Here is a 25979-nt window from a genome sequence, read left to right on the forward strand (position 1 = left end):
CCCTCACCAGCGAACTTGTCCATGCTTTGCGCAACGATGTGGGACCCTGCGGGGGTGTACACGATTGGGCACGCCGCCCGTCTGACCGGCGTCCCGTCCGCCACGATCCGGGCGTGGGAACGCCGCTACGGACTCGTGCGCCCGGTGCGCACCGAGGGCGGTTACCGGCTGTACGACGAGCAGGGCCTGCAGCTGTTGCGGGCGATGGGCGCCCTCGTTGCGGCCGGCTGGTCCCCCAGTCAGGCCGCCGAGCACCTGCGCTCCGACGTCACCTCGGAGGGCGAGCCGCAACACGCGCCCTGGGATCCCTATCTCGCCACCGAGGAGCAGGACGGCGGGGAGATCGCCGACGCTCCCTCGACGGATGACTCCGCAGCCGACCGGGACGCGTCCGGGTCGTGGGACGTCACAGCCCTGGCCCGCGGGGCCGCCGAGCTCGACCCGGCTGCGATCGACGAGGCCATCACGACCGCCTTCGCGGCCGGCCCCCTGGAGGAGGTCGTCGAGGTCTGGCTGATGCCCGCCCTCGAGATGCTCGGGGCGCAGTGGCGGGCCGGGCGGGTGGACGTCGCCGGTGAGCACGTGGTGAGCGCGACCGTGCACCGACGGTTGGCGATCGAGCTGGCGGCGGCCACCCCGAGTGCCGGCGGACCACGGGTGGCCGTGGGGCTGCCGCGAGGGGCCCAGCACGAGCTGGGGATCCTCGCCTTCAGTGTGATGTTGCGGCGGGCCGGCGTCGACGTCCTCTACCTCGGGGCCGACCTGCCCGCCCAGCACTGGGTCCGTGTCGTCCAGCAGCAACGGCCGGCCGCGGTGGTGATCGGGACCCCCACCCCCACCGACGTGTTGTCCACGCGGGAGACGGTCGCCGCCCTGCGCGCCGCCGACCCGGTGTTGCGGGTGCATGTCGGTGGTGGCGCGCAGTTCGAGGTCGGGCAGGGCGCGGTGACCCTCGGGCACTCCGTGGCCACCGCTGCCCACCGCCTCGCCCTGGCCCTCGGCCGCGCCGCCGCCAGCTGACGCGACCTCCCGCGCGGCCATTGCGCGAGCTCCCGCGCGGCCAGCGCGCGAACCACCCCGACCACCCCGACTTCTGGCCAGCCGTGCCGCATCCGCGCCCCCCTTTCACGCCATACCCCGACATGGGTGGCCAGAAGTGCGGCGCTTTCGCCGACGCCGGTGGCCAGAGGTGCGGCGCTTTCGCCGACGCCAATCCAGCGAGGCCGACCGCCCCGAATGTGAGGTGGGTCACGTCAGTCTGGGTGCTCCCGCGCTGACCAGGCCACCACCGCGCGGGATCCCGCTGCCCGCGCACTCTGAAGGAGTGAGCAATGAGCAACACCTCACGGCGAATCTTCCTGGCCGCGGCCGGGTCGAGCGCTGCCGCCGCCGCGGCACTCGCGGCTGCACCGGGGGCCCTGGCCGCCCCCTCCGGCCAGCGGCCGGATGACTCCGCACCGGACGGCGAGCCCCTCGTCGCCTATATCGACGACGTGACCACCGGGCGCGTCGCCATCCTGTTCGGTGAGGACGAGGTCGTCGTGCAGGACGCCGACCTGGTCCGTCGCCTGACCCGAGCAGCGAGGAAGTAGTCATGTCCTCGCACCGCGAAGCACCAGAGGTCTCCAAGGACCCGGTGGCAGACAACACCGACGTCTACGCCTTCGTGAGCCCTGACCAGCCGGACACCGTCACGCTGATCGCCAACTTCATCCCGTTCCAGAACCCCCAGGGCGGACCGAACTTCTACGAGTTCGGCGACGACGTCCTCTACGAGATCCACGTGAGCAACCGCGGCGATGCGCGCGCCGACGTGACCTACCAGTTCCGGTTCCACACGAAGGTCCGCAACGACTCGACCTTCCTGTACAACACCGGGCGCATCACCTCGATCTCCGACCCGGCCTGGAACCGTCCCCAGTCCTACTCGGTGACCCGGCTGGTGCGGGGCGACTACGGCCGACTGCTCGCCAGCCGGCTGTCCTGCCCTCCGGTCAACATCGGCCCGCGCAGCACGCCGAACTACGCCAGCCTGGCCGGCCAGGCGGTCCACTCGATCCAGGGTGGACGCAAGGTGTTCGCCGGCCAGCGGGCCGAGGGGTTCCACGTCGACCTGGGGAGCATCTTCGACCTGGGCACGCTGCGCCCGTTCCAGATGGCTCACCTGATCCCGTCGGCGACGGCAGTCGGGGTCAACGGCACCCAAGGGCTCAATGTCCACAGCATCGCCATCCAGGTGCCGATCTCCGACCTGACCCGCAGGGGCAACAAGCCGAGCGACCCGCTGGACGCCGGGTCCGTCATCGGCGTCTGGGCCACGGCCAGCCGGCAGAAGTCGCGGATCTGGGACGACTACGCCGGGCGCTACGCGTGGCGTGGTCCGTTCAGCCAGGTCTCCCGCCTCGGGAACCCCCTGTTCAACGAGGTCATCACCCCGATGGCCAAGAAGGACCGCTGGAACGCCCGTCAGCCCCACGACGACTCCGACTTCGCCCAGTACGTGGCCAGGCCGGAGCTCGCCAAGCTGCTCCCGGTCCTCTACCCGGGGGTCTTCCCGAAGCTGGCCGCCTACACCAAGGACCGCGCGGACCTGCTCGCGATCCTGCTGACCGGCATCCCCAAGGGCGTCGTCCCGGGCTTCCAGAACTACACCGGGAGCACCCAGGCCGACATGCTGCGCCTCAACGTCGCGGTGCCGCCCACGGCGAACCCCAACCCGATCGGGCTCGTCGCGGGTGACGCCGCCGGGTTCCCGAACGGCCGTCGCCTGATCGACGACGTCGTGGCGATCGAGCTCCGGGCCGTGGCCGGGGCGACCATCCCGCTGGTCGACCCGACCTTCACGCCCGACGCGGCCTCCGGCGGCCTCGCCGACGGCACGTCGAACACGAACGCGCCCTACCTCAGCGCGTTCCCCTACCTCGGCCACCCGGCCGGGGGCTACCAGACGATGCCCGGGACACCCGCGGCCTGAGCCACGTCGTGGCGGCGGCCCGGTCCACCAGCGGCCGCCGTCACGACCTCCTCGGGTGACCACCCGAGCACACCGCGAACAAACGGAACACGAACAGCCAGGAGGCCGCCATGGGCGGAACGATGGAGAACCCGTATGCCGGTCAGGGACCGGTGCTTCTCGACATCGGTGGCGACGTGGGGGCCCTCGTGGTCGTCATGCCACCGGAGACCGACGGCCTGGAGGTGGAGCTGCGCCCGGCCGGCGCGACCGCCGCGGGGCCGACGGCGCAGGGACACCTCCACACCGACGGCCACGACCACCACCGCGAACACCACGAGCACGGCCACTACCTCGAGCACGACCACGACCACGCGGGGACCTCCGGCCACGCTGCGTCACCCGCGCACGCGGCATACCCGCACGTGGGGGTGGTGGCCCGCCCCGATGGTGACGGCGTCGTGCACTCGCTGGTCTACCCGTCGGTGACCGAGGGTGAGTACGAGCTCTACCCGCTGCCCGACGGACCCGTGGTGATGACCGCGTCGGTCATCGGCGGGCAGGTGACCCGGAACCGCTGGCCCGGGTGAGGCACGTCGGGTAGCCGAGGCGACGACCACGGCTACTGCGTGGCGGACATCTCCGGGGTCGAGAAGAGATCGAGCACGGGGGCGGGCGCGGTCGGCGCCACCGCCGGTGACGGCTTCTTCGAGGTGCCCGCGAGGGCAATGTCGTCGAGGGCGTCGAGGCCGTCGTCGGCGGCCCCGAGCTCTTCGGTGAGCGCATCGGTGAGCAGCGCGACCAGGGCCTCGAGCTGCACGTCGGCCGACGACCCGACCTCCTCGTCGGAGCCGTCGAGCGCCCGAGCGGCCAGGCCGGCCTTGGTGTCGATGAGCTGGGCGATCTTGGCGTCGATGGTCTGCGCGGCGATGATCCGCCACGCCGTGACCGGCTCCGACTGACCGATCCGGTGGACGCGGTCGATGGCCTGCGTCTGCTCGGCGGCAGTCCAGGACAGCTCGGCGAGCACGACGTTGGAGGCGACCTGGAGGTTGAGCCCGACGCCCGCCGCCGTCAGCGAGCAGACGACGATGGCGACCTCGGGGTCGTTGATGAAAGCGTCGATGTTGGCCTTGCGAACCTTCGCGGTCTGGTCGCCCCGGATGGAGGAGTACTTGACCCCGCGCTTGGCGAAGGTCTCCTCGGCGACGTCCATGACGTCGATGTGCTTGGCGAAGAAGACGACCTTGCCGACGCTGCGGGCGAGCTGGCCCGCGTAGTCGGCGGCGAGACCGGCCTTGGCCTGGCCGATGCGACGCATGACGGTGAAGACGTTGTCGCCCGACTTGGCCTTGCTGCCCTCCTCGCGCTCCCAGGTCGCGACCCGACGCACGAGGTCGTGGTCGATCCCCTCGACGTCCGGAGCGGCGGTCCGTGCCGCGATGGCTGCGTGGTAGCGCTTGACGAGTCGGCGCGCGAGCTCCTGCTCGGCGGCGCGGATGGAGCGTCCCGCGTCGTCGTCGAGCTCGACCGGCAGGTCGGCCACCCGACGGGCCGGGATGTCGGCGGCGACGTCCACCTTGCGCCGCCGGACGATGCCCTGCTCGATGACGCTGGTGCGGGCTGCTGCGTAGAAGCCCGAGTCGGCCGGGGTCAGGCCGGTCTCCTCCAGGGATGCCATCAGGGCGTGCCGCGGCTTCTTGTCGTCGATCCAGCCGAGGAACTGCCAGATCGCCTTGAAGTCCTCGATGTCGTTGATGAGCGGCGTGCCCGTCAGCGCCATGAGGAGCGGGTTGGGGGTGCGCTGGCGGATCCGCTCGGCCAGCTGCAGGACGTGCTGCGAGCGCTGCGACGTCTTGTTCTTGATGAAGTGGGCCTCGTCGACGACCATGCCGCGGAAGCCGAGGTCTCCCAGCCACCCCACGTGTCGGTCGAGGACCTCGTAGTTGACGACGACGATGTCGGCGAAGCCGTCGATGGTGTCGCCGTTGCCGTGGATGACCGTGGCCGGGTGGCCGGGAGTCCACAGCTCGGCCTCGTGGGCCCAGTTGGCCTTGACCACGTTGGGGACCACGACGAGCAGCGGGTAGGCGTCGGCTGCCCGCGCGGCCAGCAGGGCCTGGGCGGTCTTGCCGAGACCCGGCTCGTCGGCGAGCAGGAAGCTGCGGTGGCCCGCGGCCGCCGCCGCGACGACCTGGCCCTGGTGGCGCATCAGCTGCAGCTGGCCGGCGCCGCGCAGGACGCTGGTGGGTTCGGGCAGGGGCATGCAGGAGGAGTCGCCGCCGTACTCGAACGCCCGGAACAGCGGGCCGAGCAGCTCCCAGCTGGCCAGCCGTCCGGTCGTCGGCTTGCGGGGGGCGACGGCACTGAAGTCGGGAGCCAGGAACGGGTTCGCGAGCTGGCGCGAGACGACCGACTGGGGCACGGCGCGGCGCTCGGGCCCAGGGGTGGCTCCCTCGGGGGCCTCCTCCTCGACCGCCTCGGGCTCGGCCTCGAGACCGGCGGCGCGGAGCATGTCCCGTCGCAGCGTCGCCGCGGTGTCGCTCACGACGGCGTCCTCGGCCAACAGGGCCAGCAGGGAGGTGTCGCGGGCAGCGGTCTTGGCCAGGATCGTGGCGACGCCGTCGAGCCGCTTGAGCTGTCCGTCGCGCTCGGTCACGGTGACGGTGGTGTCGGCCTTGACCCGCGCGCGCTCCTCGCGCACGAGCAGGGCGACGACCTGGAACTTGGCCCGTCCGGACGGCTTCACCCGACCGCGCTGGGCGTCGGTCTCCACCTCGCGCACGGCGCGGGCCAACACGGGGATGATGCCCTCGTTGTCGAGCGCACGCCCGCGGCGCTGGGCGCGCTGGGCAGGGCGCTGACCGCCGGACTGGCGCTGGCCTCGCTGAGCCAAGTACTCCTCCTGAAGGATGCCCGCGACGTGCGGGCCGAGCGAACGACGGGCCACCCCGTCGGACGGTGTGGTCACCGGGCGGAGCGGCCGAGCGGCCGTTCCTTGCTCGTCCCATGGTGCTGGGACTGATCGACGTGCCGTCCCCGACGGCGCGCCCACGGCGCGACCGACAACCACGGTCGCGGGGCCCGCCAGGCGGAGAACCGAGTCGGCGCCAGAAGTGCGGTACGGCCGGGAGCCGGTACGCGTCGATGGTACCGCGCCGCACGCCTGCGCCGCGAACGCCGCGCTCATCACCGTGCTGCGAGCGCCATCGGGCGAGGCCAGCAGCCGCGCGCCGGAGGTATGCCGGGTGGCCACCACCCGGCATACCGCACCGCCCAGCGCGGCGCCTCGCGACCCAGCGCGCCCTCCCCGCGCAGCGCGGCCGACCCGGCTGTCCCCGGGTGCTGACATAGGATCGACGCATGCGCTGCGAGAGCGGACCCGACGCAGCCGACCCCACCTCTGCGGCCGCGATCAAGTGAGCAGTCACCCGCACGGACACCCGGGGGCCATGCACCGGTGGCGGCTGCGGACGGCCTTCGTGCTGGTCGCCGGCTTCTTCGTCGTCGAGCTCGTCACCGGGCTGGTGTCGGGGTCGCTCGCCCTGCTGAGCGACGCCGGACACATGGCGGCCGACGTGGTCGCGCTGGGCGCCGCGCTCGTCGCCACCCGCATCGCAGCGCGGCCCGACAGCAGTGGGCGCCGCACGTTCGGCTCCTACCGCGCCGAGGTGTTCGCCTCGGGGCTGGCGGTCCTGCTCATGCTCGGCGTGGCGGTCTACATCGTCGTCGAGGCAGTCGGCCGGGTCGGCGACTCCCCCGACGTCGCCACCGGCCCGATGCTCGTCGTCGGCGCCGTCGGCCTGGTCGTCAACGTCGTCTGCCTGAGCTTGCTGCGCGGTGGGGCGGCCGAGTCGCTCAACGTGAGGGGCGCCTACCTCGAGGTGGTCGCCGACACCCTGGGATCCGTCGGCGTCATCGTCGCCGGGGTGCTGGTGGCAGCCACGGGCAGCGCCTGGTGGGACACCGGCATCGCGCTCGCGATCGCAGCCTTCGTCGCGGTGCGTGCCGTGCTGCTGGGTCGCGAGGTCCTGGGCGTCCTCGGCCAGCACGCCCCTGCCGGCATGGAAGCCGACACGGTGGCGCACGCCCTCGCCGGGGTCGAAGGGGTCATCGACGTGCACGACCTGCACGTGTGGACGCTGACGTCCGGGATGAACGTCGCCACCGCCCACCTGGTGACCTCGGAGAGCGCGGACGCCCACGGGGTGCTGGACCGCGCCATGCAGGTCATGCGGTCGCAGTTCGGGGTCGAGCACGCCACCCTGCAGGTGGAGCCCGACACGCACACCGGGTGCAGGGAAGTCACCTGGTAGCAGGCCTGCGCGACCCGGTTTCCGGACAGCCCGCTGCGCCCTCTCCGCGGCCGTCGCGTGATTTTACGCTGATGGGCCCGATCCCGCAGGCGAACTGACGGAGTCCAGACCGAACTCCACCGAACGTATACCCGGGGGCTCGGCACATCTGCCCCCTTCACGCCCTTTCGCGGCTCTGCACGCCCTGGCGGGTGTCAGATTGGCGACCTCGAACCCAGTAGGGGGTGGGTGGCATGGTGCCTGAGGTCGTTCGGCTGAAGGAGGCTGGAGTGTGCGGTTGCGGAGTAGTCGTTGCGGCAGGCGAACGCGCGGGCTCGACCCGCCACCCCGGACGCGTCGTGTGCCTGAGCTGCCTCGCTGCGTTCTCGACGGCTCCTGCCGAGGACCTCTCGAGCGTCTACTTCGAGGCGCCGGCGACCGGCCGGGCCGACCGCGACCTGCCCCTCGAGCTGCCCGAGCCCGCCGCCGTGGTCATCCCCGCCGACTGGGGGCCGTCGGCCCCGAGCTCGCTTCCTGCCTGGCAGCGATCGGCGGGCATCACGGTCGACCTGCCCCCCGCGGCGCCCGTGTCGCCGGGTCCGGTCGATCCCCCGGCGCCGTCGGTGGTCGTGCAGTTCGCCCCGCCGTCGCCGACCGACGAGGTCGCCGAGGTCGTCGTTCCTGCGCCCTCGGTCGAGTCCCCTGTTCCCGCAGCGGCACCTAAGGCAACGCAGGCCGCTCCCGCTCCGCTCGCGGACGCCGCCGCACCAGTAACACCTGCGCCCGCGCCCGACGTCATCGCCGTGTCGCACGAGGCCGTCGCGATCGTCGGCCCGTCGCACCGACGCCGCACGTTCCTGCCCGCCGGGCTGTTGGCACTGCGCGCCTCCCGCGGCCGGGACCCGGGCGTGACCGGCAACCCCGACAGCGCCACCCGCGCCCTCCTGGACGCCGCGGCCGACGCGGGTGTCCGGTCGCTGCACGACCGGCGGATGCCGGGTCGGCGCGGCCGCATCGCGCACCTCGCTGTGGGAGCCGGCGGCGTGTACGTCATCGACGTCGTGCGCGCCAAGAACGCCTCGATCGAGGTGCGTCCCGTCGACGAGCCGGCTCCGGTGGCCCGTGAGCTGCTCGTCGGCGGACGCCTCATGACCTCGACGGTGACAGCGACCCAGGGGCGGGTTGCGATCGTGCGCGCGCTGCTCGACGAGGTCGAGCTGTCCGCAGTGCCGGTGATCGGGGTCATGTGCTTCGTCGACGCGGCGGTGCCGACCGATGCGGAGCTCGAGGTCGAGGGTGTCCTGGTCACCGGCAAGACCGGTCTCCCCGGGCTCGTGCGCAGTGCGGGCGCCCTGGACGCAGAGCACCTCGAGACCTTGCTGGAGTACTTGGCCGAGCGCCTGCCCTCCGCCTGACCCTTCCCTTCCCCTCCCCTCCCCTCACCTCGGCGCCGTGTTGCACGTGGTGGTCCCGGACCCACGGTCTTGCGGCCCGGGTGACGCACCAGTCGCGACACGGCGGGCGCGTCGGGACCTTCGACGCTCGACCGGTCGCCTAGGTTTGCTGACCAGCAGGGCATGCGGCGCATCGGGGGACGCGTCACGGCTTGCCCCATCCGGCAGGACCGCCCGGACGGCGAGTCCGCCACGGCCGGTGGCACACGAAGGGAAGCTGATGGTCAACGTCCTGCTCGCCGGCGGGATCTCGATGGCTCTGTCGCTGCTGGGCACCCCGTTCTTCACGCGGTTCCTGGTGCGGCGTCAGTACGGCCAGTTCATCCGGGACGACCTCACCCAGCACCACTACAAGCGGGGAAAGCCCACGATGGGCGGCGCGGTCATCATCGGTGCCACCGTGGTGGGGTACTTCGTCTCCCACCTGCTCCTCATCGCGGTGAGCTCCAGTGGCGCCATCGCGGTCGCGCCGGGTCGACTCTCCCTGAGCGCACTGCTCGTGCTCTTCCTGCTGGTCGGGATGGGCCTGGTCGGCTTCCTCGACGACTACACGAAGATCTCGAAGGCGCGCAGCCTCGGGCTCACGTCGAAGCAGAAGCTCGCCGGCCAGACCCTCGTGACGGTGGTCTTCGCGGTGCTGGCGCTACTCGTGACCGACGGTGCCGGGCGCGCTTCGGCCTCCACCGCCATCTCCTTCATCCGGGACACCCCTGTCGACCTTGCTGTCGCCGGTCCCGTGCTCGGGCTGGTCCTGTTCATCCTGTGGGCCAACCTGCTGATCGCCGGGGCCTCGAACGGCGTCAACATCACCGACGGGCTCGACGGGCTCGCCACCGGTGCGTCGGTCATGGTCTTCGGCGCCTACAGCGGCATCGCGCTGTGGCAGTACAACCAGGCGTGCGCCAGCACTCCCGGCCCCGGCTGCTACGACGTGCGCGACGGGCTCGACCTCGCCGTGGTTGCCTGCGCCATCGCCGGGGCCTGCTTCGGGTTCCTGTGGTGGAACGCCTCCCCCGCCAGCATCATCATGGGCGACACCGGGTCACTCTCCCTCGGCGCCGCCCTGGCCGGCTTGGCGATCCTGACGCGCACCGAGCTCCTGCTGGTCGTCCTCGGCGGTCTCTTCGTGATGATCACGATGTCGGTCGTCATCCAGATCGCCAGCTTCAAGCTGACCGGGAGACGGGTCTTCCGCATCGCACCGATCCACCACCACTTCGAGATGGTCGGGTGGGCCGAGATCACCATCGTCATCCGCTTCTGGATCATCGCCGGCATCTGTGTGGTGTCGGGGCTGGGGCTGTTCTACGCCGAGTGGGTCACGGGCCAGAACAGGTAACAGCCCGAGAGGCTCAGGGCCAACGGTCCTCACACTTTTGCCGGTGGTTTCGGGTGGAGGTCGGGACGACGCTGGGATCGACGTCAGCTGTGGCAGGGGCTGCGACGCCCGCAACGGGGACGTCACCCCGGCGTCACCCGGATCCGACCCGAAGTGGAGGTTGCGGATCATGTTGATGCACGTTGTGTGGGAGTGGGCCGATGCCAGCGAAGCAGGCGGCGCCCGGGCCCTGGAGGTGTTCCAGGGCTGGAAGCCGCCACCCGGCGCCGACTTCCAGGCGTTCTACGGCTTCGCCGACGGGGACGGCGGCGTCGCCCTGATCGAGGTGGACAGTGCGGCAACGCTCGCGCGGTCCGTGAGCGCGTTCACGCCCTGGCTGCGGTTCACGGCCAAACCCATCCTCCCCATCGAGGAGTCGGCCGGGATCGCGGGCGAGGGCATCGCCTTCCGGGCCACGATCGGCTGACGCAAGCCAGTCACTTCGCCCAGCAGACAGCACGACCACCAGGAAGAGGTCAACATGACCGACAAGCAGAACATCGATGCCCCGCACGAGCGCCGGCCCTTCAAGGACCACGGCCACATGGACGTGGTCACGCTCGGCGGGTTCACCCTCGGCCGCGGCGTGTTCGAACCGGGCTGGCGCTGGTCCGACGACGTCAAGCCGATCGCGGGCACGGACTCGTGCCAGACCCACCACACGGGGCTGTGCCTGTCCGGGCAGATGACGGTCCGGTTCGAGGACGGCAGCGAGCTCGCGATCGGACCGGGTGACGTCATGGACATCGACCCCGGGCATGACGCCTGGACGGTCGGCGACGAGCCATGCGTCCTCGTCGACACCGGGGTCGCGGCCTACGCCAAGCCGAGGTAGCCGGACCGTGCCGGGAGCCATGACGCACCTGGCAGTCACCCCGGCCGTGGCCGGGGTGACTGTCCGGGTCAGGGTGCGGGGTATGCCTTTGGCAGGCGCATGCCGCGCTCGGCCATGATGTCGCGGACGCGGTTCGGGTAGTTCGTGATGATGCCGTCGACGCCGAGGTCCATCAGCGCGCGCACGGTGTCGGGGTCGTCGCAGGTCCACGGGATCACCGTGAGGCCACGGGCGTGGGCCTCGGAGACCATCTGCCGGTCGGGGTAGAAGCGGAAGCCGGGGTCGCCGACCTTGCCGCTCTGCGGGAAGCCGTAGTTGGGCGACAGCGCGGTGACGCCGTCGATGGCGTCAGCCGCCTTGACGAAGTCGCCACCGAAGTCGTCGGCGTCGAGGCCACCCAGCCACGGTGAGGCGCCGGGCTTGCCGACCTGCAGGAAGTCGTAGTTGCTGAGGGCGACCAGCGGCCAGCTCGGCGCGAGGGTGTGCATGGTCTTGAGGGCGCCCCAGTCGAACGACTGGATGGTGACCTGACGCTCGATGCCCGAGGCGTGGATCTCCTCGTAGACCCGCCGGACGAACTGCTCGCGCGGGGCGGTCTGCTCCGGTGCGCCGGCCTCGACCTTGGTCTCGATGTTCAGGGTGACCTGGTTGGCGTGGTAGTCCTTCACCAGGCCGAGCACGTCCTTCAGCTCGACCATGCGGAAGCCCTTGACCTGCTCCTGCTCGGGGAAGCCGGGCAGCTGCTGGTAGCCGCAGTCCAGGGTCTTGATCTGGGCCAGGGTCAGGTCCTTGATGTACTTGCCCACGTAGGGGAACTGCGGGTCGCCGGGCGTCACCGGCGCGGTGTCCTGGCACTTCTGGGCGCTGATCTGACGGTCGTGGTTGACGACGACCTTGGCGTCCCTGGTGACCTGGGTGTCGAGCTCGAGGGTGGTCACGCCGAGCCGCAGCGCCTTGGCGAAACCCTGGAGGGACTCCTCGGTGGTCATGCCGATGCCGCCGCGGTGCGCCTGCAGGTCGAAGTGGGTCTTCTGGGGCAGGACCGGGCCGGGCTCGGCGGCGCGTGCGGGCGAGACGCCAGCGGCACCAGCCGCAACCGTGACGAAGGCAGCGAGCAGGGAACCTGTTCGCAGGTGCATGAGAACTCCTGGGGGGAAGGGAGTGGGACGCCTCGAACGGTAGGCACCCATACCGCCCCAAAGGGGACGTGCGCATGACGTCCACGTGAAGCAGCGGGGGACTACCGGGGCGGCCCACCGGCGGCCTCGCCGGAACGGGGCCTGTTCAGCCGATGGGTCGCTGATCGCCCACTGCCGTTCACCCGCGCTGCATAGCGTCGCGAGGCGTCAAACGAACCCCTGCAGGGGCAAGCCGCCCCCGAAAGTGAGACATCCCATGAACCGCACCCGCACCCGAGCACTCGCCTTGAGCGCCACCGCCGCCGTCGCCCTGAGCGGGGCAGCCGTCGCCAGCGCAACCGCTCAGGCAGCCGACGCCCGACCCCGTCACGCCACGAACACGACCCTCGCCGACGACTTCGGGAAGGTCACGCGGAACACGGACTGGCAGCAGACCAGCAAGCTCAAGCTCAACTTCCCCACGTTCCACACCGAAGGCATCGCCTTCACTCCCGACCACATCTTCCTGTCGTCGGTCGAAATCCTCGAGCCCACGGTGAAGTACCCGACCCCGCAGGGCGGCTACGACCGGCCCGCGGGCAAGGGCGTCGGCCACCTGTTCGTCATGGACAAGGCGGGCAACCTGCAGAAGGACATCAAGCTCGGCGAGGGCGACATGTACCACCCGGGAGGCATCGACTTCGATGGCACCAACGTGTGGGTCCCCGTCGCGCAGTACCGCCCCGACTCCAGCGCCATCATCTACCGCGTCGACGCGGCTTCCCTCGCGGTCCACAAACAGTTCGAGGTACCGGACCACTTCGGCGGCATCGTCCTCGACAAGACCACCGGCCACCTCGTCGGCAACACGTGGGGCTCGCGGCGGTTCGCCGAGTGGAACCTGGCCGGCAAGCAGCTGAAGACGTGGGACAACCCGAACTTCTTCGTCGACTACCAGGACTGCCAGTACGTCCCCGACGCCAAGATGCTGTGCGCTGGGGTGACGAACCTTCCCCAGACCCCGACCGCTGGCGGGACCGCGGCAACGTACGAGCTCGGCGGAGTGGCCCTGATCGACCTGCGGACCCACCAGGTCACCCGAGACATCCCGTTCCAGAAGTGGTCGAGCGCCGGGCACGTGGCCACGCGCAACCCGTTCAAGATGACTGCGGACGGCGAACACCTGACGATGCGCGTCGCCCCGGACAACGGCGAAGAGGCCAACGGCACCGAAATCCTCACCTACGAGGCAACCGTCACCCCTTGATGCTGTCCAAGGTTGACGGCTACACCAGAAGGCCCGGACCAGTGGTCCGGGCCTTCTGTCTGTGACGCGTTGGTAGCGGGGGGATCGTTTGAACCCGCGAACCTTGGCTTGTGCATCACGGGCTCCCGCGCTCATTCCCCAGGTGGTGCACCAGGCAATGCCCCATGTTGCTGGTCCAATCCACGATGCGAACCACAATGGCCTCCGAGAATGATGCGGGCCTGCCGCACACTCTCCCTGGCGATGACGTCCGTAGCCCCGTTGGCGCCGTCATGAGTGCATACTACGCTGTCAGCGTAGCCCTGTGTCAGGCCCTGTCGGTCGAGCACTTCAAAATGGCGTTCGTGAACTTGATCTACCTGTCGCAGGAGCAGCCGCGTTTGCAACAGATTCGCCCCAGAGCACCTGACGCCCCGGCAAGGACGCATCAAGGGCGCGCGGTCTGTCCGTTGCCGGGCTGGACCGTAGCCGGTTCCGCGCACCCCACCCCAAAGGGTGGGTTAGGGTGCGTCGGAGCGGAAGTAGCCGGCCAGCAAGGGGAGACGATGACTGTTGTTGCGAGTCGCCCCGCCAGCACCGTCTCCCGCATGGCACACCCCTTCACCGCAGAGGTGCAACTGGCGGCGCCGGTCCAACACTGGCTGGAGACTTTCGACGGCCCCCGCGCTGTCGTCCACGAACTCGACGCCGGATGGGGTGTCGCCGACCTCGTTGCCGCCCGACGCGCCGACGGCAGCACTACTCGCGACCGTCGCGCCGTGAACGACCAGATGCAGCTGCTCGTTCTGGAAGCGTGTCGCGTGACCCGGACGGAATCAGATCTGCGGGAGCTGGCTCCGCACGGATGGCGGTCCCTGCACGTTCGGGCGGTGCGGCCCCTGGTCGAGGCTGGCCTGCTGCGGGAAGGAGCCCGCGGTAAGGACCGAACCTACTTATCCGGTCTGCAGGTCACGGACCCGTTCGCTGACCTCGTGGCAGTGGAACTGAAGTTGAGCAACTGGCGCCGAGCGTTGGCACAGGCCGTCCGCTACCGCATCTTCGCCGAACGCAGCTACGTGGCCATGCCGTACGAACGAGTTGGGGAGCTGCTGATCCGCGAGGCGCGCCGGGTCGGTGTCGGCGTTCTGGCCGTCGCCGTGACCGGCGTTGTCGACGAGGTCGTCGGTACGGCCGCACGTGCCCCACTGCAGCCTGCGCGTCGGCGTTGGGCGGGTGAGCGCACCCTTTCAGCGCTGCAGTCACCGTCACCCAGACCGGCTGGTAGCCCAGTAACGGCGTGAACTTGCCCGCCCCGTTGTCAGGTCCTCGTGGGGTGGCGGAGGGATGAACGAGGGGTTACAGAACGGCCCGCCAAGCGTCGAGGAACGTGCCTGACTCACCCTCCATACCTGGCGGTGGGGCAAGCGAGTACAGGCGACGGGCAGACGACACCCACGACAGGAGAAGCTGCCTGCGGTTCGCCGAAGGTTGTCTTGCAAGCTCAGTTGCCTGCGCTCTCATGGCGAGGAGGTTGTGATGACGCAGCCAGTCCCCTTGCTCTGACGTCAGTTGTTCCATGGTCGGATTCGCCTCTTGCAGGGCGCGGCCTGGTTCGGTGTCCAACTTGATGCCATCAACAGACTCCGAGAATGTCTGGTACGTCGGCGCCGACAACGTGTTCAACAGCTGCGGAACGTACACCCGGTCGTAGCCTCGCCCTCCGTTGTTATCCGCATCAGGGTGGGGACTCATGTTCTGCTGCGTGGCCCGGACCCCAACCGTCCATCCGGCTGCGCCGAGTGCGACGCCCAGCAACCCTTCCGGACCGCGACGACCCAGCACGACGGGCACCTGTGCTTCCCGCATGACCGCGAGAACATCACCAAGCCCTTCCAAGGTGGCGGCGTCTCGCAGCGGCGCGAACGAAGGCTGCGTTGTGGACACCAGCAGGTGCAAGGTCTCGATGTCATGACCAGTGATCAACCCAAGCAGGTTGTCGCGGTGACGTTCGTCGCTGAGCCATGATGCAGTGACGGCGACCGTGGTCCACACCGGCTCAACTTCGCCTGCCCGCTCGGGCGCCAGCTCAGCAAGAACCTCCCGGGTTACCACCGCGCATTCCAAACTCTGCTTCACCCAGTCCAGTTCGCCAAGGCTGGCGTAGAAGTACGGTGCCAGCACCGCCGTTGCCTCGTACTGGACCTGCTCGAGCGTTACCTGCCGGACATAGTCACGGCGAGCGTCCGCAGTGGGGAACACCTGCAGCGCGGGACCGTCGCCGTACGCCAACCCCCTGTAGTACGCCGGCCGATACGGCTGCGGTGACCGCGAGAGGTATGTGAAGGGATCTATGAGCCGTAGAGCACCGGGCGGAGTTAGGTCCAGCATCTCCCGCGTTCTGGACCTCGCCCTGGCGTCGACGATAACCGCATCAGGCGCCAGCTCGTCCATGAATCCCGGCAAAGTCGCGTACGTCTTCAGGTCGCCGATGGCGACGATGAACAAGGGAGGCCGATCGTCCGGGCCCGGGGACTCGACGGCCGCCAGGGCGGCTTGGGCACGCTCGAGGTCAGCCAGAAGGGTCCCAGAACGCAAATACCTGCGATGCGGCGCCTTGGCGGTCATCTTCACAACGATGTCGGCCACGATTGCGGGAATCGTCGGAGCAACATCACGCGGGCTTCGTAGCGTCTGCGTGGCGGGCCCCTGCCACCTCGCCACCACTGACCCCGTGAACGGCGAGGTCCCGGTCAGCAATCGGTATGCGATGAGACCCAGGACGAACTGGTCCGAACGCCAGTCACCGTGCGTCGGCGTCGGGCCCACCTGCTCCGGCGACATCCAGCCGGGCGTTCCGGGAGTGGGCAGGTTGGTGATGGTCTCGTCGTCGAGGTGACGGGCCAACCCCAGGTCGACCACGACGACGTCGTTTGCAGAGGTGATGAGCAGATTGTTCGGCGACAGGTCCCGGTGAGCGGTTCCGGCGTCCCAGAGGGCTGCCGCACCACGAACCGCCTGCAGTAACAGTTCGACCGCCGCCAACGGACTGAATGACTCACCCTCGGCCAACACCGCGGTCAGGGGTCGGCCCTGCACGAAGTCCATGGACAGCCACCTGTACTCGGTGCCTTCGAACTCGACCGTACCGCTGTCGCGGTACGCCACCACGTTCGGGTGCGACACCCGCCGCAACGCGTCTAGTTCACGCTGCACGCGGGCCTCGTCCGAACGGTCTGCATCGACGACCTTCAGGGCATATGTGCCCCAGTCACCCGACACCTTGAACGTGCTCGCGAAACCGCCAGTACCCAAGTGCTCCACCATCGCACCGGCAGCAACTTCCTGCGCGACGCGCTCCAGCACTGTCCTATTCGCAGGCACGTCGTCCCCTGACCCCTCATGCCGCCCGCCACACCAACGCCGCGGTCCTCCCGAGGCACGAATAGTACGCGTCGGGGCACGAAAGCGCTGGTCATTGCGCGCCGACAGACAACGGACCTTTCGCCTACTTCGCTGAAAGCGTAATGTGGGCGGATGGCAGAACGTCAAACCCAAACCCCGGCTGACCGCCACGGGAAGGCTGTGCCCGGTTCGCGCATGTCCAACTCCAAGCCATCGTCCGCATCGTCCGCTGCCCGAGTGGCCAAGAGCCTCAACCACAGTGAGAGGCGCTTGATCGGGCAAATCCTAGAACGCTCATTACGCCGGCAACTTCGAGAAGGATGGGCCCAAGCGCCTGATGACCAAGTTGGATGACACATCCTGGTGGCCGTCTCAAGCCGACGACGGACGGTCCCGAGCATGACCACGATGACGCCCAACACTCAGGACTGCCTCTACCCGCCGTCGATGCTCCGGCGGGCGCCGGCGGCAAAGGAGCCAGCGATGCCGGAGAAGGACTGCTTTGGCCTGACGCCATGTTCGGGGGGGTTCCGTCGCAGTGTCCCCGAGGACGGCGTCGTCTTCTCCAACCGCGGCGAGTGGTTTCTCGTGCGGCCCAGCCGTGCTCTCCGGCGGCAACGGGCGGCGTTGGAGGACGCCGTCATCGCCATGGAAACTTCGAAGGGTCGGAGATTGGCCGCACTGTGGCGTGGGGACGAAGGCTGACCGGACGTCCTTGCCATATCGCGATGCGCACGGACGGTCCCTGCGCATGAGCACAGCCATGACTCGCGCCCAGCGGGAACGACAACGAGCCAGCTCCATCCTCCTTCCCAAGAAGGGCGAGTCGTTCCGCATCGAAGAGCCGAACCGGGAATGCCCCCGGATCAGCATCTACGCACGCCTCTCTATGGAGACCAAAACGTCCGTGTCCATGGACCGTCAGCTTGAGGTCCTTGAGGAGGTCGTCCGAACCAAGCTCAACGGCAAGTATGACCCCGAAGTCGACTACTACGAGGACTACGACCTCTCGGCGAAGGGGGACGTCTTCCGTCCAGGTATGGAAGAGCTCCTCGGAAAGGTCAAGGAGCGTCAGTACGACGGAGTGGTCATCTGGGAGTTCTCCCGCGCATTCCGCAACACCCGTGAGTCCAGCATCGCCATCAACATCATGAGTACCCACAGCTGTGAGCTGTACAGCCACCTCGAGCCACACCTGACGCTGTTCGGACCGATGAAGTACGCGATCGAGTTCGCAGCCGACCAAGCTCAGAAGGAAATCGAGAAGACGTCCGCCCGTGTTGTTGCTGCCCACGAATATCTCGCAAAGTTCGGGGCCACCATGTCAGCACCGGTCTTCGGCATGGAACTGTTCGAGGTTCCCTCCCCTGTGCCGCGCCGCAAGGAACCGATCAAGCGGCTTCGGCCCGACGAGACGCCGTGCGCCCGCTACGCCGGCCACTCCCCTGCTGGGCTCGTTCGCGAGGCAGCCGCACGCGTCGTTGCCGGCGAGTCGATGCGACAGGTCATCCTCGACTGGACCGACCGCGGGATCAAGGGCGTCAAGGCCGAGTCGTGGAGCATCCCGGCGATGGCGGGTGTCCTGCGGAACCCGCGCGTCGCCGGGTACGCCACGTTTCGCGGCGAACTGGTACGCGACGACATGGGCGTCCCCCTTCAGTTGCACGAGCCCGTGCTCGACCAGCAGACCTGGGAGCTGCTCAAATCGCGGCTGAGTAACGGGATGAAGAAGCGGCGAGCCGCGACCGATAGCCTCCTCCGCGGCCTCCTCCGCTGCGGACGGTGCGGCAGCGGCATGATGTTCATGCGCAACAAGTGGGGCGGTTCGTATGCCTGCTGGCGCACTGCTGCCGCGACATCCGGCTGCACCGGCAATGCCGTGTCAGCACCTCGGACAGATGAACTGATCGAAGCCCAGACTGCTGAACTTCTCGCCCACCCAGCGCTTCTCGAACCCATCGTCGGCAGTCTCCGGCCTGAGGAGGTCGATGAAACGCCCATCCTCAACACGATCGCCGGACTCCAGCAGGCGCTGAACCGGCAGGACCTCGAGAAGGCGAAGGGTGCCTACGAGGATCACGACGGGGAACGCAGGTATGCCGCCGTCAAGGCGTCATTGCTTGCTGAGCTCGACAAGGCGCGAGAAGCGCACCGTCGACTCACGATGCATGCCCAACGAGCCCTACCTCCAGCACTCGCACCAGATGGCTCGAACATCATCCCGGCTCTCACCGGGCTCAGCCGGCAGGAAAAGCGAACCGTACTCCTTGAACTCATCGATGAGATCGTCATTCGCCCCGTCGACCGCGACTGGAGGCCACGCAAGGGTAAGAGATTTGACGAGTCCCGGGTACGAGTGAGCTGGCGAACCACTGAATCGACCGCGGCCTAACCCGAGTCTGCTTCGCGGCCCCCAGCCGCCACCTGCTCAAACTTGTCGCCCTTCGACCCGACGCCCATAACTGTTTGCCGTCACGAAGGCTTACTTTGGTTCGAATCTCGCGCCCCCTAAGGCCCTCGACATCTCCACGTCCAAGCTCCGAGAGGGGCGGCCAGGTGCCCCACTCTGGGCGGAATCCGTGGCGGTCGCAGGTCCCCGGTCGGCGGCATTGCCCTCAGCTGCCACCGATGCCGCATCCTGCGTAAGTGCGTCCCACCGGCTCCAGGCCCAGTTTGTGAGCAGGTATGCCGCCTTGAAATGCTCGACAACCGACTCCAAGTCGCCGCCCAGTTCGAACTTGCCTAGATTCCCGGATGACCCTGCGAGCCGAGGACGCCTTGTAAGAGCACCCCACCCTAGGCCGTGTGCATCGCTGGACGACGATCGCCAGTGAGCCTCAATGGTCTCTTGCTTGGCCCGGTCAGAGGGAAAGGCCAGAGCGGCGGCGGCTTTGACAATGGCAGTCGAACTCCGACTCCGCCGGCCGACGGCCGGCAGCGTGCCACGCACAAGCTCCAGCCCCAGGAGGCGCATCCTTGTGACAACTCGGACCCTCGCGAGGGACTCGCGGTCGGAATGGGATGCCTGCGAGCCGATGCCGCCGGCCCACTCCTGCCAGTTGACGTAGTACTCGTTTGCCAGTGCGACACCACGGGCTTGTCGCAGCAGCGGATCCTCCGGACCAAGGCTCCAGACTGCCTGGGCTGCACTGAGCAAGGCGCCTCGGGTGAGAGAGAACGTGGCGAAGGGGTGGATGTCGACCTGCTCCACCTGGGCTCGCACTGTCCTCAAATGGTCGACCGCGCTGCACAGCGAAGACCAGGCCACCGAGCTCAGCGGGTGATACGACCAAGCTTCGTCGTCAATCGCCAGTGCACATCTTGGTCGAAGTTCTGGAAGAGATCGCACGCGCTCCCGCCATGCTTCAAGGTCCGCATCGCAGGCAGCGACCGCCCCGAGCAACTCGGCTTCGGTGAAGGGCACCGGACGATCATGCACCTTGGCGAGGCTGTCAGGGGCGTGAGGAACCATGTCGTCCATGTACTCCGTGATCATCGCTGCAGCCGCCTTGGTGGCCACGTTCCTGCAGACCAAGACTTCGGCAAAGGAGGTCGGCCGCACGAACCACGCCGCGATGGCGTGGTGGAACACCGAGGACGAGCTCGTGTCAGAGCAGCGCTGGTGGTGGCGTCGTTGGATGACCCGTCGCATGTTGCGATCATGGAGGGACCAAGAGATCGCCGAGGGCATACGCCACGTCCAGACGGTGTTGGTCAGCTGGCTGTTACTCCTCGGGATCTCGATCGTTGTCCTCGCCAAGGCCCTCTGGGACATGGAAATCGGCTGAAAACTTCGCTTGATCAGCCACGGCGGTGCAGTCTCTGCTCATGACGCTCTACCACGGGACAAAGCACCCCTACCTTTCTGGCGACTCCCTGGTGTCCGGCGGCATCGTTGCGCCCTGCACGAGGAACGCTGCGGGCGAGCCGACTCCCGGCTGTGATTGTGGTTGCGACGGCCGTCGCATGGTTTGGGCGACTGCCGTGTTGGCCGACGCGATCCACGCCGCAGAGCATCGAGTTTGCAACTGTGGGCAGGTCCTGCTCGAGCACAAGCCACGCGTCTTCGAAGTGGTCTTGGAACTGCCCGAACCTGATCCGAATGGATACGCCTCTGGGTCCGTCATGGCACTTGGAGGAAGGGTCGGTAGGGAGGTCTGGAGTGGATCGTCGTCCGGGAAGCGCCAATAGGATGGCTTCTTCTTTTCGCCCCCATCCCTATGACTCATGAAACCATCCCAGAGTCGACCGGTTGCGTAGCTGTCGCAAGCTCATCAAAGGGGGTCAAGCGGTGAATCGAGATGACTTCCCGCCTGAAGTCAAGCTGCAGTTGGCCAAGAGGGTGGCTTTCAGGTGCTCCATGCCGTCCTGTCGGGCACCCACAGTTGGCCCCTCTGAGACTCGAGCGAGTGGCGTGTCCGAGGTAGGGGCGGCCGCCCACATCACTGCAGCCTCGCGTGGGGGCCCGCGGTGGGATGCCGGCCTCACCAGCGCGGAACGGCGCGCGGCAGCGAACGGCATTTGGCTTTGCGGTACACACGGTCGGTCGGTCGACAACGATGAATCTCGCCACACCGTCGAGCTCCTTCGTGGCTGGAAGGGTCATGCGGAAGAAGCGGCCAGAACTGGCCAGGGTCGCCCGACGGAGTTGTCGACAATGGGGATGCAAGCTGTCTTCGACCATCTGACCGCAATCGCGGCGCCCTTTACGGGCCCAAAACGAAAGCAGATTGAAGAGTTCCTTGAGGACACCTGCTTCTTAGCGAGCGCAGAGCGGGCCGAAGGCGAACTCATTCGCATGTTGCTGCAAGAGTTGGCTGACAACTGGTGCAAGCACGGGTCAGCGAAGTTCCTTCGGCTGGAGACGAGCGCCGGCACACTGACTCTGTCAGGTCCCGATGATGGTTTTTCACTCGCCGATCTGTCTGGTTCAGAGTCGCCGTCGGGGGGTGCGCATGCTTGGAAGATCTTCACGAGGCACTATGCCGACGTCTACTGGGTCCGCGAGGAAGGGGATGACAATCTCCGTAGCATTGCCCTGGGTCGAGTCTCTGCCCTCGGCCCAACGCTCAACCCGTGTGGCGTAGCACTCGAGGACACACGGTCCGACGCCTGGTTCGAGGAGTCGGTCTTCCTTACGTGCTCTGCGCTGCACGTGTACCTTCCCGAACGTCCAATGTTCAGCGACCTCAGCAGTCTTGTCGCACACCTCGAGGCCGGCGCAAGGCAACGGACTGTCATCCTTCACGGCGTGGTCGGGAACCAGTACCTGGCTGAGTTTGTCCTCGACCGATGCCCCTCGGTTCGGCTGGCGTAGTAGGTGTTTGGGCGTCGACATCGTTGGGCGGCAACTGGCCGTGTCCAGATAGAAGACCTTGCGGACCCGGGTCCTCCAGTGGTCATCCGGGCCGATCCTGAGATGCCAGTCCGGCCAGGCACAACGCCCCCGTCAGCATGTGGGTGGGCAAGGAACGGTTCCCCGTCCTTTCCACACCCTCGTTGCAGCCGCAAGGAACGCACCACAGCTGGTGCGCGATGCCGACGACTCCGGTCTGCACGCGACCCTCAAGACTTGAGCGTCGCCCGTCAGGGCGCCTCCTAGCCGTACCTGGCCCGAGTGACGTCGGAAGGTGCACGAGGCGGCGAGCACGCCGGCTAGTAGGAACGCCTAGAGGGTCGCCATGTCTACTTTGCCGGTCGCCCTTCTTGCCACAGATGCAGTACCGACGATCAGGAACGACAGCTGGCCTTTGGCGGACCAGCAGTGTCACCCGGGACCGCCTCGGGCCATACCCTGATCTCATGAGGGACACCGTTGGGGAGATGCGTGCCGTCATGAAACTCGCGGTTTGGGTGCCCGACCGTGACGGCCCGCTCAGCGACTATGCCGCTCAGTACACGAGCCGCGGCCTGCGCTTGATCAAGCTGAGCGCGTTCGAGACGGACGAGGACGGACGTGTTGGTCACGGTTACCAGGTCATAGGTCCACCCAGGCCGTCGGCCTAAGGGTCAGGTCTGGCATCCGTTGGGGCACACTGTCACCCTGGTGGCGACCGGTTGGGGTGAAACACTGTTGGGTCACGGGCATCCGCTTCTCGAGGTGGTCTCGTGGGCCGCCGGACTGCTGGGCGCTGCCGCTGTGACTGTGGCAGCCGTGACATGGTTGAAGGACCGCTGGGTGGATAGCCGAACCAGCCCTTACGGCTTGCGGCTGTCATTGGACGTTGCCGTCGGCGACCCCGGCCACGTCGTGCACGTGCTCAACCAGCGGTCGGGACCGGTCACGATCGAGTGGTGGGGGGTGATGGCGAACCGGGACGCTCCACGCCTGGTTGTCTCGCGTATAGTCCCGGCGCACCGCGTCGACAGCCGGGCGCTGCACGGGGTGGCAGACGTCAACAGCGCCCGTCCGCTCCTTCAGATCGACGCTGGACAGTTCCTGTACCTGCGCACGGTGCGGGTCCCCGAGGACGTCCTAACACGCGAGCAGGCAATGAAGTGGCAGGCCCCCACCATCACCGACGCCGAACGCGACGCACTGTCCCCGATCATGGCTGACCAGTTCTACGCGGATGAGCCGCTCATCTCCCGACTGCCCGGCGGCCCCAAGCTCGTCCCGTTCGTCAAGGTCCCCGGAGTGGGTTACGTGTTTGGCAAAGCTACGACCGGCCCGTTCACCGTCCTCGGCGGCTACGTCGGATACACGTGCACCGGCTGCCAGCACGACTGGGTTGAGCACACTCGGCGCGGACACAGAGCCCGCCGCCGTCTGAGCGTGCGAGCCCATCAGTGCACCATCTGCCCGTGCCCCCAGTTCACAGGGACACCTCCGCCCCCACCGACCCACGACCAGTTCCGGTAGCAGCATCACCGGAACGACCGCGCAACGCCGACTTCGCGTCGACCGACAACATCGCTGCTCGGGCCGAGGTCCCGGTTACCCTGCTCGCGCTGGCGTCCCTAGGCGCGTAAGCATGGCCTGTAGTGAATCCCCGTGCCGCCGCCGGGCTGTCGGATCGATCGTCCTCGCCCACCGGCGTAGGCAGGACCAGCGGCTGGGGGCCCAGGTCGTGGCGCCGCGTGGCCGACAAGTGTCGGCCACGCCATTGGAGGCCGACGCATGCTTCGCCTGTGGCGAAATAGTGATGCACCTGATTCACTGGTGTAGAGGTCTACACCAGTGAATCGAGGCGAAGATGGGCGAGGACATGACGTCGCGGGTGGCAGCAGCCACATGGCCTGCCCGACTCGCGGAACTGGCGACCTCGGCCGAAGCGTTGGCTGACGACATCGCCCTCCTGGCCGAGCAGCGCCAGTACCCCACCGATGGGACTGCCGCCGCCGTTCGTCGCATTGCGACGGTGGCACGTGACCTCCACCTAGGGGCCTCGAGCTTGGCCAGGTTCGCCACAGCACCGTCCTTCGAATCGTTGGTTGAACAGGCGGCACTACTTCACGAAGCGTCGGACCGGTTCGGCACCAGGATTGCCACCCTGGCCGTTGAACAGGACCCTCCTCATCCGGCGGACGCGTTGGCCGCCTCCGGCTTGGCGTTGCAAGCAGAGGCTTTGCGGGAGCTCATCGCCCGACGGGCCGTCGAACATGGCCACGACTGAGCGGGTCGAGTAATGCCTGGATGGGCACCGATGCACTGGACGGTGAGCGCACGTGCGGCTGAGCGATGAGTCATGCCTGACCCTTCGCCTTGCCGATCGGGCGATGCACGTCTTGGTGGGCTCAGCTGACCGCGGAGGGGTCGTCCTGTGTCACGTGCTGCCGGATGAACCGACGGCTGCAGATTCGTACGTCTGCAGAGTGAACCTGCACGGCCAGGTGCAGTTCACGTCGATGCTCAGCGGCAACCCCGCGGAGGCGACCACGGTCCTGGAAGGAGTGCGTAGCGTTGACCCTGCGCTGTGGCGGGTCGGACTCGGCGTAGGTCTGAGAAGACGCGGCGAACTATGGAAGCGCTTGGCCGATCAGCGCACTGGTGCCGACCCAACGCTACTAGCCGAAGCCGCTCGCACCGCGGCGATGGCGTTCACGGTCCGCGTTGATGACGACCTCCAACGTCAGGTGTTTGCTGGGCTGGCCCCATCATGGGCCGGCACCCTCGAGGAACTGCAAAAGGCTGGGCGCGCCGCCGCTCGGTGAGATGCGTGTAGCGCAGTCAGTTGGGCGGATCCACGCGGATGCCAGCAAAGCGCCGGCGGCCTCAGCACCACGAGTCCGAACGCGAGCTAGCTGATTCCGACAGCTCGGCGCGCGTTCACGTTCTTGACCTGCTGAGGCAGCGTGAACACATACACGAGCAGCCCAATCCCGAACAGGCCCAGGGTCAGGAGCCACAGGAGACCGCGACCGACCTTGCCCAGGTAGAAGTGATGGATGCCGCACAGCCCGATGAGGGAGAAGAGCATGAGGGCGTATGCGATGCCGAGTTCCTTCGGCGGGAGCCGAGTCACCGGACTTCCGTGGAGATCGGGTTCAGCTGGAACAGGCATCCGTGTTGAGCGCTGAACTCCCCAACCTCGGCGACAATATGCAGCCGGTCGTCCAAGCCGACAGTGTTTGGGGTGCGACCGGTCAGGTGAAGATCGACTATGCCCACGTTGTTGAACTGGAAGGCTGGGCCAAGGGTTGCCTCTGAGCCCTTCGGTCCCATGCTGACGAGGACGTCGTAGCGGGACTTGTAGTTGTCGTGCGTGTTCATTGCGCTGACGCTGCCGTCGAACTCGACCGTCCGACCTTCGTACTTACCCGCGAATGCAGCGATTTGGTCGCTGCAGTAGTCGCCGTCTTTGGCCAGGGCGGCGAACTCCATGTTGTTCTTCACGGTGATCGGCTTGCCCGTTGCGGATGTTGTCGTCGGGGACGTGTCCGTGGTGGTTGGCGCGCTCGCGCCCTTGTTCGACGGGGGTGTCGCGGCGGTGGAGGACGACGCCGCGGACGAAGAACCAGCGGTCGGGGTGCTTTCGGCTCCGTTCGAGGACACTGCAACGGCCACGATGAGCGCAGCCACAGCAAGACCGGCAGCTGCCCCTGTGGCGGTCTGCACCTTCGGTGGCAGGGTCCGGAACTTCGCCCAACCGCCGGTCAGGTACGCCAGTGGGCCCTTCGGCCTCGCTCGCCGGAAGGTCATCTCGGTGCGCAGTGTCGCCGTGGCCTGCGAGACGAACTCCCAGCCCTCGGCCTCCATCTTTGCCTTCGTGCTGGCTTCCCGACCCCGGACGACCTTGACGACACGGTCCTCGAATAGCGGAATGGCGGGGGCAGTCGGAGAGTGCTCGTTCACTGT

At 67.8% G+C, this 25979-nt stretch carries 22 protein-coding genes and 1 pseudogene; 18 read left to right on the forward strand and 5 right to left on the reverse strand.

Features of this window, described 5'->3' with window-relative positions; all coding sequences use genetic code 11:
* Positions 1 to 54 precede the first annotated feature (54 nt).
* The 4 genes from ACXJKD_RS06190 to ACXJKD_RS06205 all read left to right on the forward strand — a co-directional run bounded on the left by ACXJKD_RS06190 (position 55) and on the right by ACXJKD_RS06205 (position 3543).
* Positions 55 to 1020 (forward strand): MerR family transcriptional regulator, encoded by a 966-nt coding sequence (locus ACXJKD_RS06190; protein WP_457253592.1) that lies wholly within the window; start codon positions 55 to 57, stop codon positions 1018 to 1020.
* Between the two features lie 311 nt (positions 1021 to 1331).
* Positions 1332 to 1592, forward strand: coding sequence for a hypothetical protein (locus tag ACXJKD_RS06195; protein ID WP_457253593.1), 261 nt, complete (start codon positions 1332 to 1334; stop codon positions 1590 to 1592).
* A 2-nt stretch (positions 1593 to 1594) separates the two neighbouring features.
* Positions 1595 to 2974 (forward strand): DUF4331 domain-containing protein, encoded by a 1380-nt coding sequence (locus ACXJKD_RS06200; protein WP_457253594.1) that lies wholly within the window; start codon positions 1595 to 1597, stop codon positions 2972 to 2974.
* A 110-nt stretch (positions 2975 to 3084) separates the two neighbouring features.
* The gene (locus ACXJKD_RS06205) at positions 3085 to 3543 is read left to right on the forward strand and encodes a hypothetical protein (protein ID WP_457253595.1); all 459 of its coding nucleotides are present in this window, start codon (positions 3085 to 3087) and stop codon (positions 3541 to 3543) included.
* A 383-nt stretch (positions 3544 to 3926) separates the two neighbouring features.
* Here ACXJKD_RS06205 and ACXJKD_RS06210 read toward each other — a convergent pair.
* A pseudogene (locus ACXJKD_RS06210) lies at positions 3927 to 6305 on the reverse strand (SNF2-related protein); the annotation flags it as partial.
* A 100-nt stretch (positions 6306 to 6405) separates the two neighbouring features.
* On the opposite strand from ACXJKD_RS06210, the gene ACXJKD_RS06215 reads away from it, so the two are divergent.
* The 5 genes from ACXJKD_RS06215 to ACXJKD_RS06235 all read left to right on the forward strand — a co-directional run bounded on the left by ACXJKD_RS06215 (position 6406) and on the right by ACXJKD_RS06235 (position 10915).
* On the forward strand, positions 6406 to 7269 hold the full coding sequence (locus ACXJKD_RS06215; RefSeq protein ID WP_457253596.1) for a cation diffusion facilitator family transporter: 864 nt from the start codon (positions 6406 to 6408) through the stop codon (positions 7267 to 7269).
* Positions 7270 to 7502: 233 nt separating this feature from the next.
* Positions 7503 to 8663, forward strand: coding sequence for a hypothetical protein (locus tag ACXJKD_RS06220; protein ID WP_457253597.1), 1161 nt, complete (start codon positions 7503 to 7505; stop codon positions 8661 to 8663).
* Positions 8664 to 8922: 259 nt separating this feature from the next.
* Entirely contained in the window at positions 8923 to 10041 is a 1119-nt protein-coding gene (gene mraY, locus ACXJKD_RS06225) for a phospho-N-acetylmuramoyl-pentapeptide-transferase (RefSeq protein WP_457254167.1), read from the forward strand.
* A gap of 169 nt (positions 10042 to 10210) precedes the next feature.
* Positions 10211 to 10507, forward strand: a complete 297-nt coding sequence (locus ACXJKD_RS06230) for a DUF3303 domain-containing protein (protein WP_457253598.1) — start codon at positions 10211 to 10213, stop codon at positions 10505 to 10507.
* A 54-nt stretch (positions 10508 to 10561) separates the two neighbouring features.
* Entirely contained in the window at positions 10562 to 10915 is a 354-nt protein-coding gene (locus tag ACXJKD_RS06235; protein ID WP_457253599.1) for a cupin domain-containing protein, read from the forward strand.
* 68 nt (positions 10916 to 10983) lie between these two features.
* Here the strand turns inward: ACXJKD_RS06235 and ACXJKD_RS06240 are convergent, their stop codons facing one another.
* Positions 10984 to 12054 (reverse strand): glycerophosphodiester phosphodiesterase family protein, encoded by a 1071-nt coding sequence (locus tag ACXJKD_RS06240; RefSeq protein ID WP_457253600.1) that lies wholly within the window; start codon positions 12052 to 12054, stop codon positions 10984 to 10986.
* A 256-nt stretch (positions 12055 to 12310) separates the two neighbouring features.
* Between ACXJKD_RS06240 and ACXJKD_RS06245 the strand changes: the two genes are divergently transcribed.
* Positions 12311 to 13300, forward strand: a complete 990-nt coding sequence (locus ACXJKD_RS06245) for a DUF6454 family protein (RefSeq protein ID WP_457253601.1) — start codon at positions 12311 to 12313, stop codon at positions 13298 to 13300.
* Positions 13301 to 13887: 587 nt separating this feature from the next.
* Entirely contained in the window at positions 13888 to 14580 is a 693-nt protein-coding gene (locus ACXJKD_RS06250; RefSeq protein ID WP_457253602.1) for a hypothetical protein, read from the forward strand.
* 55 nt (positions 14581 to 14635) lie between these two features.
* On the opposite strand, the gene ACXJKD_RS06255 is transcribed toward ACXJKD_RS06250, so the two are convergent.
* Complete coding sequence (locus ACXJKD_RS06255) at positions 14636 to 16642, reverse strand: serine/threonine protein kinase (RefSeq protein WP_457253604.1); 2007 nt, start codon at positions 16640 to 16642, stop codon at positions 14636 to 14638.
* A 438-nt stretch (positions 16643 to 17080) separates the two neighbouring features.
* Between ACXJKD_RS06255 and ACXJKD_RS06260 the strand changes: the two genes are divergently transcribed.
* The 7 genes from ACXJKD_RS06260 (at position 17081) to ACXJKD_RS06290 (ending at position 24835) form a co-directional block, all read left to right on the forward strand.
* Positions 17081 to 17386 carry a hypothetical protein gene (locus ACXJKD_RS06260; protein ID WP_457253605.1) on the forward strand — a complete coding sequence of 102 codons (306 nt, stop codon included), beginning with the start codon at positions 17081 to 17083 and terminating at the stop codon, positions 17384 to 17386.
* A 46-nt stretch (positions 17387 to 17432) separates the two neighbouring features.
* On the forward strand, positions 17433 to 19073 hold the full coding sequence (locus ACXJKD_RS06265; protein ID WP_457253606.1) for a recombinase family protein: 1641 nt from the start codon (positions 17433 to 17435) through the stop codon (positions 19071 to 19073).
* Positions 19074 to 20160: 1087 nt separating this feature from the next.
* Positions 20161 to 20469 (forward strand): hypothetical protein, encoded by a 309-nt coding sequence (locus ACXJKD_RS06270; RefSeq protein ID WP_457253608.1) that lies wholly within the window; start codon positions 20161 to 20163, stop codon positions 20467 to 20469.
* A gap of 875 nt (positions 20470 to 21344) precedes the next feature.
* Positions 21345 to 21998, forward strand: a complete 654-nt coding sequence (locus ACXJKD_RS06275) for a hypothetical protein (protein ID WP_457253609.1) — start codon at positions 21345 to 21347, stop codon at positions 21996 to 21998.
* Positions 21999 to 22859: 861 nt separating this feature from the next.
* Entirely contained in the window at positions 22860 to 23543 is a 684-nt protein-coding gene (locus tag ACXJKD_RS06280) for a hypothetical protein (protein ID WP_457253610.1), read from the forward strand.
* Between the two features lie 334 nt (positions 23544 to 23877).
* Positions 23878 to 24297, forward strand: a complete 420-nt coding sequence (locus ACXJKD_RS06285; protein WP_457253611.1) for a hypothetical protein — start codon at positions 23878 to 23880, stop codon at positions 24295 to 24297.
* 199 nt (positions 24298 to 24496) lie between these two features.
* A complete protein-coding gene (locus tag ACXJKD_RS06290; protein ID WP_457253612.1) occupies positions 24497 to 24835 on the forward strand; it encodes a hypothetical protein in 339 nt (112 codons plus the stop codon).
* An 86-nt stretch (positions 24836 to 24921) separates the two neighbouring features.
* Here ACXJKD_RS06290 and ACXJKD_RS06295 read toward each other — a convergent pair whose 3' ends face one another.
* Positions 24922 to 25146 (reverse strand): NINE protein, encoded by a 225-nt coding sequence (locus ACXJKD_RS06295; protein ID WP_457253613.1) that lies wholly within the window; start codon positions 25144 to 25146, stop codon positions 24922 to 24924.
* Positions 25143 to 25976, reverse strand: coding sequence for a DUF4839 domain-containing protein (locus tag ACXJKD_RS06300; RefSeq protein ID WP_457253614.1), 834 nt, complete (start codon positions 25974 to 25976; stop codon positions 25143 to 25145). The genes ACXJKD_RS06295 and ACXJKD_RS06300 overlap by 4 nt, the downstream gene beginning before the upstream one ends.
* Between the last annotated feature and the right edge of the window lie 3 nt (positions 25977 to 25979).

The sequence above is a fragment of the Pedococcus sp. P5_B7 genome, assembly GCF_054049895.1.